Source organism: Syntrophomonas sp., from assembly GCF_028707975.1.
Classification (GTDB): domain Bacteria; phylum Bacillota; class Syntrophomonadia; order Syntrophomonadales; family Syntrophomonadaceae; genus Syntrophomonas.
This window is the reverse complement of record NZ_JAQVZX010000128.1, coordinates 1-4,351: the sequence shown is the minus strand read 5'-3', so window position 1 is coordinate 4,351 and position 4,351 is coordinate 1. Positions and strand designations below refer to the sequence as shown.

The following is a 4,351-nucleotide window of genomic DNA, read 5'->3' as shown; positions in this document are numbered from 1 at the left end:
TCCTCTCATCCGCACCATAAGAAAAATAGAGGGTTTTAAACCCTCTTTATCTTTGTCTCTTTACTGCTATTAAGATTTTACTGTCTATTAAACATGCTCCGCAACTAAACCGCGACCAATAAAAATATTTCTCAGAGCCGATTTTGCACCAATTTCATGGCTTTAAGACTTAGTATCAGTATTAATATACCAAATAAGCAACCCGCCATAACATCGCTAAGATAGTGAACATTAAGATAAATCCTACTCAATCCTATCAACAATACCAGAATATATAGAGCTACCGCTCCCAACCAGGCCTGTTTGTTACCCCTACCTCCGTACTTCAACAGTAAAGCGGCCAGGAATCCGTAAAAAGCAAGTGACAACATGGCATGACCGCTGGGAAAACTATATCCTCTCGCCATCGTCAAAGCTTGTCCCGCCGGTCGACCGCACTTGAACAAGTGCTTCAACCCTTCCATGATTCCCCAGGCAGAAAATAATGTGACATTTAAAAATATGGTCTCCAGCTTTTTTCCCCTAAACCACAAGTAGCTGCTGGTCAGAGCAGACAAAATGACGAATACCCACGGAGATCCCAAATAAGTAATAATGATCATGATTTTTAGCAGACAGGGGCTGTTTATTGTCTGCACATAATCCTGTACCCGCAAATCCAGATTAGAGAAAAAATAAAAAAGTCTGCTAAAAGCACTATAGTTTCCTGACAAACACATCTTCCCCTTTATTTTTCCCCTTCTGATCCACTAATGAAATAAATGCAAATACCTTAAAGGCTAACCAGCATAAATCCTTAAGTTAGACCTAGTTCATACAGGCCAGAATTCTTTAAATATATTTCGCTACAAAAAAAAGAAGCTTCCGCCACAGTGATATGCTCCCCTTTATATAGCCAGGCGATAAAAGCTTTAGTTGTTAGGTTTTGGGACTGGACAAACCTGACCGGTTCACAGAGTATTGGACCAAGGTTAGGAAATTATTAGTTCGAGGGTTTGATAATATCATTTTAGCACATTAAATTCTTTCACCTGGTCGTCTTTCACATCGATATAAAGATTGCCACTCCCATCCATGGATGCCAGCAATACCTGGCCCACATCTTCTATGTTTTGCTTTTTTAATTCCTCCCTTAGCCAGATTTCGTCACGGTTTACTAGCTTGAGATGCTGGTATAATATCTTGCCATCAATTATCAAATTTGCACATAATCCCTGGCGGGTTGCGGAAAGATTCAAGTCAGATACTGTGACTGGTTGCTTTTCGGGTTTGAGCTGCACACTGATCTGCCCGCTGGTTTCTAGAATAGCAAAATTCAGGTCGGCTATATTAAAAACTCCCTTTAGCCTTAGCTCTTCGAGTAAATCGTTAACATGGTACTTCTCTTTCTTGAGGTTATCCTCAAGTATTTTCCCATTTTGGACCAGGAGGGTAGGTACTCCATCCAACCTCCGCCTGGCCCGGATATCAGCCAGGGCTATTTTGGCAACTACAAGGGGAATCAGGCCCCAAATTAAGAGGCTGATAATGCCATGTGAATAAGTGATTGTTTTATCAACTGATAAAGCAGCTGCTATAGATCCAATTGTTATTCCTACAATAAAATCAAAAAAGTTCAGCTGGGATATCAGCTTTTTCCCAATCACAAGGGTAACTAGAAATAAGATGCCAACCGCAATTAAATTCCTAAATATAATATCAATATTATCAAGCATTATATTCAACCATACACCCCATTGACTGGTCTGATTTTCCTTTAGCTTTACCTGATATCCTGGCATCTATCCTTACAGCGCTGCAACGAGGCGGGGGACTAGAACCCGCCGCCTGTTTTGTTAATAGGAACCCGACCGCTTAGCGGGGACATATTTCACCTCGTTATAGTTTTTCCTGGCAAAACAGCTGCCGACAATTTGCCTGTTTAAACCCCTATTACCCTATCCCTAGAAGCAAGCCGCCCCGGTAGACCAGGAAACATACCACCCAGGCCAGGACTATGGTATAACCTACGGTAAAGAGAGGCCACTTCCAGCCATTGGTTTCTCGTTTCATCACGGCCACAACCGCCAGACAGGGGACATAAATCAGGGTAAACAGCATTAATACATAAGCCACCAGCGGTGAATAACCTGATTGTTCCCGGGCCCGCTGGGCAAAACTTTTCACCACCGGTTCTTCCTCTTCCGCCAGGCCCTCCTCGTCCTCAATGCTATAGAGAGTTCCCAGGGTGCTTACAACTATTTCTTTGGCGCCCAACCCAGCCACCAGAGCCACGCCTGTTTTCCAGTCAAAACCCAGAGGTCTGAGCACCGGTTCAATGACCTTCCCCATGCGGCCAGCATAGCTGTTCTCCACCTGTTCCACCGCACTCTCGAATTCATATCCCTCCTTGTCCACGGTAGGAAAGGTAAATAAACCCCACATAACAATGGATAAGGCCAGGATAATCGTTCCGGCTTTCTTCAGGTAGAGCCAGGCCCTTTCCCACATGTGAATAAGGACGCTTTTCAGAGTAGGAAGACGATATATGGGCAATTCCATAACAAAAGGCTCGCTCTCCCCCGGCAAGAGCCAGGTACGAAATACCCGGGCCATGATAATAGCCAGAACAATACCAATAATATACAGGGAAAAGAGAATGTTGCCCGCTATCTGGGGAGCAAAAAAGGCGCCGATAAGCAGGGTATAAACCGGCAAACGAGCCCCACAGCTCATTAAAGGCGTAACCAGCATGGTAACCAGGCGATCACGAGGATTTTCCAGGGTGCGGCTGGCCATCAGAGCCGGTACCGTACAACCAAAACCAATCAGCATGGGTACAAAGGATTTGCCATGCAGCCCCGCCTGGTGCATAACTTTATCCATGACAAAGGCGGCGCGGGCCATATAGCCGGTGCTCTCCAAAAAGGCAATACCCAAAAAGAGCAATAGAATATTGGGCAGGAAGACGATTACTCCACCCACACCGGCGATAATTCCATCCACCAGTAAAGAACGGAGCAGGCCTTCGGCCATTACTTCATTAAGCCAGCCCCCCAGAGCTGTGAAGCCAGCTTCTATCCATTCCATCGGGGGGGTTCCCAGGGTGAAAGTAAGCTGGAACAAGAGCCACATCATCCCCAAAAACAAGGGTATGCCCAGGGCACGATTTAAGAGAACATTATCTATTTTTTCGGTCAGCGATTGCTTGCTTATGACAGTGATCTGAGAGGCCTCGCGGCATACCCCGCGAATAAACGCATAACGGTCTTCCACCAGAGCCATCTCTGGATCATCGCCCGTCTTGTCGGTGATCCGCTGGCGGCTCTGCTCTATTTGTTTCAGTAAAACCTTGCCTTCAGAATTATTTTCCAGTTTCTTCGTTAATTCGCGGTCTCTTTCCAGCAGTTTTATTATTGTCCAGCGTAAAGGATAATTTAAAATACCATCGAGATTACCGGCAGCGGCGGCAGCCTCAGAAGAGGGGGAACCGCTCTGCCTGCCTGCAAACGGCAATTCCAGCAGGCTGTTGATTTCTTCTTCAATCTCCGGGCGGTAGCGCAACATTCTCTCCGATGGTTTATCCTCACCGGCAAAAGTGTTCACCACCGCGTCCAGTATTGTTACCGTACCTTCATTCTTGGTACCCACCGCTCTTACTACGGTCATGCCTAAAAGCTGCGACATCAGTTCGTAATTGATGGTTATCCCGTTCTTCTCCGCTACATCAGCCATATTAAGAACCAGTACTATAGGCACTTCCAACTCTTTCAACTGAGTGTTTAAGTAAAGACTGCGCTCCAGGTTGGAAGCATCAGCAATGTTAACCACCAAATCAGGCTTATCATTTACAATAACATTCCTCGCCACCACTTCATCGGGAGAATATGCGGAGAGCCCGTAGGTTCCTGGCAAATCTATAACTTCAATCTCAAAACCTCGATGTTTTAGCCATCCTTCTTTTTTTTCCACGGTTACTCCGGGGTAGTTCCCCACATGCTGGCGGGCTCCGGTCAAATTATTGAAAATCGTGGTTTTACCCGAGTTGGGGTTTCCCGCCAGAGCTATTACTATTCTTTTTTCATCCATCACTGCTCCTCCTCAGCATTTTCTTCCAGAACAATGGTATCAGCTTCCTCCTTGCGCAAAGACAGGAAAAATCCCGGGTTGCTGACCTCCACCGGATCGCCCAGAGGGGCGTAGCGCTCCATAGTAAGTTCCACTCCTGGAACCAGACCCATCTCGATTATTCGGCGCCTGACGCTGCCATTGCCGCTAACCGCCTTGATACGGGCCTTTTCTCCCGGAGCCAGGTCTTTAAGAGTTTTACTCATCATCCTCACCTCCAAAATTATCATCTTGCCGGGACGTT

The 4,351-nt window shown here is 46.1% G+C and carries 4 protein-coding genes; all 4 read right to left on the bottom strand.

Features of this window, described 5'->3' with window-relative positions; all coding sequences use genetic code 11:
- Window positions 1-131: 131 nt before the first annotated feature.
- A complete protein-coding gene (locus PHP87_RS10950) occupies window positions 132-713 on the bottom strand; it encodes a phosphatase PAP2 family protein (RefSeq protein ID WP_061214347.1) in 582 nt (193 codons plus the stop codon).
- Window positions 714-1,004: 291 nt separating this feature from the next.
- Entirely contained in the window at window positions 1,005-1,715 is a 711-nt protein-coding gene (locus PHP87_RS10945) for a DUF421 domain-containing protein (protein ID WP_061214366.1), read from the bottom strand.
- A 217-nt stretch (window positions 1,716-1,932) separates the two neighbouring features.
- On the bottom strand, window positions 1,933-4,068 hold the full coding sequence (gene feoB / locus PHP87_RS10940) for a ferrous iron transport protein B (RefSeq protein ID WP_061214348.1): 2,136 nt from the start codon (window positions 4,066-4,068) through the stop codon (window positions 1,933-1,935).
- The coding region (locus PHP87_RS10935) for a FeoA family protein (protein ID WP_366942935.1) at window positions 4,068-4,351 on the bottom strand (284 nt) is incomplete at its 5' end. The genes feoB and PHP87_RS10935, both read right to left, overlap by 1 nt.

Coding starts and splice junctions, on each gene's coding strand:
- PHP87_RS10945 (WP_061214366.1), bottom strand. CDS start 1,715: ATGCTTGATAATATTGATATTATATTTAGGAATTTAATTGCGGTTGGC.
- feoB (WP_061214348.1), bottom strand. CDS start 4,068: ATGGATGAAAAAAGAATAGTAATAGCTCTGGCGGGAAACCCCAACTCG.